The organism is Synechococcus sp. F70.1, from assembly GCF_047502745.1.
Lineage (GTDB): Bacteria > Cyanobacteriota > Cyanobacteriia > Thermostichales > Thermostichaceae > Thermostichus.
Genome location: NZ_JANSJL010000051.1, coordinates 1 through 3,445 on the forward strand (window position 1 = coordinate 1; position 3,445 = coordinate 3,445).

Genomic DNA, 3,445 nt, shown 5'->3' on the forward strand with positions numbered 1-3,445 from the left:
GATTGATGATTTCAAACTGGGATCCCAGCCGGATGGGGCTATTAAGCTCCACCTGATCTGGCCCAGCCACGATCACCTGCCAGGCAAAGTTCCCCGTCTCCAGGTTGGCTTCCTCTTTGGGCAAAACCTCAAGGGTGGGCAGCAGGGGTCGGGCAGCCAGCCGGCTGAGGGCACCGACCAGGTAGGCGGCAGCCGGCAGCAGTTGGGGATCCCCCAGCCCAACCCGTCCGGATCCCTGCAGCACCGCCGGGATCTCCTGCAGCTCGCCGCTAGGGGCTTGGTAGCCGCTCCAGAGAAGGCCAGAGCTATCGGAACGCACTTGCAAAGTCAGCGGGGTCAGGGATCCCTGGCAATTACCGGGGCTGGCGCCATAGTCAAAGCGGAGCTCCAGTTGATTAAAGCGGCGCAACAGGCGGGTGGGCAGAGTAACAGTCTCGTTGAGCTGGGTGCGGCCTGTCAGGTTGTAGGTGCGCAACAGAACGCCGTTCAAGAACACGTAGCCGGTGAGGCGATCCCCCACCCGGCCATCCACCGGGTTCATGATCACATCCAGTTGCGCTGCCAGATCCCGCGGTCGTCCCCCTAATTGGGACAGGCTGAAGTTGAAGACCAAAGACTGGCTGCCAAACCCCCGCAACATGGGATCCACAATCCCCAGCTCACGGAAGCTGAGGCGGTTGGTTCTGAGGGCCCTCTCCAAATCGGCTACTGCTGCCACCTGGATCCCTCGGCTCACCAGACCTGCCCGCTTCCACTCCTCGTAGAGGGCAAGAATGGACTCGCGGCGGGCGGCTATCCGTAGGCGGGATCCCTCGGGGGTAATTTCATGCTGCAAGTGGGGGGTGAAGTTGGCCGGTTCTAGGGTAACTTGAGCTCCTGTAACCGGGCGGCTGCTCCAGAGAATAGGGGTCTGGGGAAAGAGGTGGGAAAGCAAGCTATACAGCCAAAGGGCCGCTTCTGCGGCTTCAGGAGTGAGGTTGGCTGGCACCACCAGAGTAAGCTGAGGGTATACCAGGCGCAGAAAGCCAGCCACCGTGGTATCCGGAACGCGGGGCACCAGCTCAAAGAAACTGTCCCGCCCCACCGTCAGCAACAGATTGCCGGTGTTGAGATCGGCGCAGATGTCATCGCTGATGCTCAAAAAAGGCTGGACGGAGACAGTAATAAAGCGCTCACCAGGGGGCAGATCTGGGATCGGCACCCGCACCACTGGCTCCTGCCGCAGATCTTGCACCAGAAAGATCCCGGCCAGCTCGTCGTTAATGAGCACCCGCACGGTGGAAGTCGGCTTCAGCACCGGTGAGGGCTCCAGCCGCAACTGCACAAAGCTAGCTTCAGGATCAACGCCATTGATAGGGGCAGGGACGGTAACATCGAGGCGCGGGTTGGATCCCTGCAGCAGCACCGAGCGCTCGTAGCCTAGCCTTTGGAACGAAAGAGGCTCTGCTTGTCCTGCCTCTACCGGCACGCAGCACAGCAAACTGGCAACGAGCAGCGCCCATCGTCTTCTCCTCTGGCTCACCTTTTTGTTTGGATCCCTAGACATGCACAGACAAAGCCTAGCGCTAAAAGGTGGGAGCAGCCGTCCAGGCTTCATATTAGCCGGTCACAAGAGAGCTTTCTTGTCTTGGGCCTACCCTATGAGCGAGCGTAGTCGTCCTCGAAGCGTACAATATCGTCCTCTCCCAAATATTCCCCGTTCTGCACCTCGATGACGACCAAAGGGGTAGTGCCAGGGTTTTCCAGGCGGTGCTTGGTGCAGGGGGGAATGTAGGTGGATTCGTTGGAGTTGAGTAGCATCACCTCTTCGCCCCGCGTGACCCGCGCCGTACCCCGCACCACAATCCAGTGCTCGCTGCGGTGGTAGTGCATCTGCAGGCTGAGCCGATGGCCAGGCTTCACCTCGATGCGCTTGATCTTGTACATCGGGCCTTCATCCAAAACCCACAAGGATCCCCAAGGACGGGTTTCTGCTTGAGAGGGTACCAGCTCAAGCGCTGGAACTGCTGCTTCATTCACGTCCCGCACAGCCTGTAACATAAGATCATGTCCTTGCAAATCACCCTCATTATCATGTCCTTGCAAATCACCCTCATTCTTTCTCAGCATCCGAGACCTCCTCATCGACAATATGGCTGAATTGGCCTACGCCAAAACTCGTAGATAAAGTCTCTCAGGCCAGGGAATGCTAATCTAGCCCTGTGTCCAGTTCCCAGACACGTCAGCCCATCCCCACGCCCTACTTGAGACATGTTCTCATTAACACTAAATAGCTCTTGAGGCTCGATTGGCGATTTAACCAGTTACCCTCCAATTAATCTTCAATCAATTCTACCAGTTACCCTCCAATTAATCTTCAATCAATTCTAAATTCTTGAAGCTACTGAAGTAACCCATGTTTCTCAACAGGCTCAGGGCTTTCTTGCGGCTCTTCGCGTCTACCGGGATCCTGTTTCTGCTGCTGGCTAGCCTTCTGTGGGGTTTGAAGGAAGGCTGGAGCTGGGTGAGCTTGGAGATGCAGTTTCTTGGCTATAAGGGATCCGTGGCGGCCTTGGGGCCGGATCCGCGCCTGCCCATTGTGGGCACCACTTTTCCCCCTTCCCTGGTGCTGGCTACGGCCATTCTGGGACGATCCCCGCTGTTGCTGCAGACCATCTTGGGCTCTTTGCTGCTGGGCTGGACGTGGCGGCAGTTACGCCGTTTGCCGGTGGAGGTGGGATGGCGCTGGCTGTGGGGTTTGTTGATGGTGGTGCAGCCGACTTTGATCTTGATGCTGCTGCGCAGCCCTGTTTGGACAGCCACAGCAGGGTTGGTGGGGGTGAACATGGCCCTGCTGTTTCCCTTGAGTAAAGAGGAGCAGGCCAGGGCAGAGACTGGGGCGGATTCTGGCGAGCTGCCCGTTGCGCTGCGGCTGCTGCTCATTGGGCTGGCGCTGGGGCCCCTGATGGTGCTGCGTTGGGAAAGTGGGTGGCTGCTGCCCTGGGTGGCAGGGGTGCTGCTGTTGGCTTTTCGCAAACAGTCCTGGGGTTTCCGGCTGACGGCGGTGCTGGTGGCGGGGTTTATCAGCCTAGCCTTGATCCTGAGCTGGCTGTATGTGAATTGGCTGTCGGTAGGGGATCCCTGGGCTTTCACCTACCAGGTGGGCAGCAGTCTGCGGCTGCCGCAATTGCGGGAAGACTTGCAGCAGGCGGGTGGCTGGCGGGGGGTGCTGGAGGCTGGGAAATGGCTGGCGGTGCTGGCCCCTGCCTATCTGCTGTTGGGGCTGGGATCCCTGTTGGGTCACGGTTTGGGCCGTCGCGTCTGGATCTTGATCTGGGGGATGCCGCTGGTGATCCTCTTAGCTTCTCTGGGGCAAGGGCTGTTTCTGCCAGAGCTATGCCGTTTTGCTGTTTTCTGGGTACCCTTGCCTCTTGGGATGAGCGCCTACCTCGCTCGTGGAGCTGGT

General features: G+C 58.9%; 2 protein-coding genes and 1 pseudogene. 1 reads left to right on the forward strand and 2 read right to left on the reverse strand.

The genetic code is table 11. The annotated features are described in order from the left end of the window. Both NW860_RS04830 and NW860_RS04835 read right to left on the reverse strand, forming a co-directional pair. A partial coding sequence (locus NW860_RS04830; protein WP_414512745.1) for a cellulose biosynthesis cyclic di-GMP-binding regulatory protein BcsB occupies positions 1-1,546 on the reverse strand: 1,546 nt, incomplete at its 3' end. A 92-nt stretch (positions 1,547-1,638) separates the two neighbouring features. Continuing rightward, positions 1,639-2,040 (reverse strand): cupin domain-containing protein, encoded by a 402-nt coding sequence (locus NW860_RS04835; RefSeq protein WP_414512747.1) that lies wholly within the window; start codon positions 2,038-2,040, stop codon positions 1,639-1,641. A gap of 355 nt (positions 2,041-2,395) precedes the next feature. On the opposite strand from NW860_RS04835, the pseudogene NW860_RS04840 reads away from it, so the two are divergent. Next, positions 2,396-3,445, forward strand: a pseudogene (locus NW860_RS04840) (hypothetical protein); the annotation flags it as partial.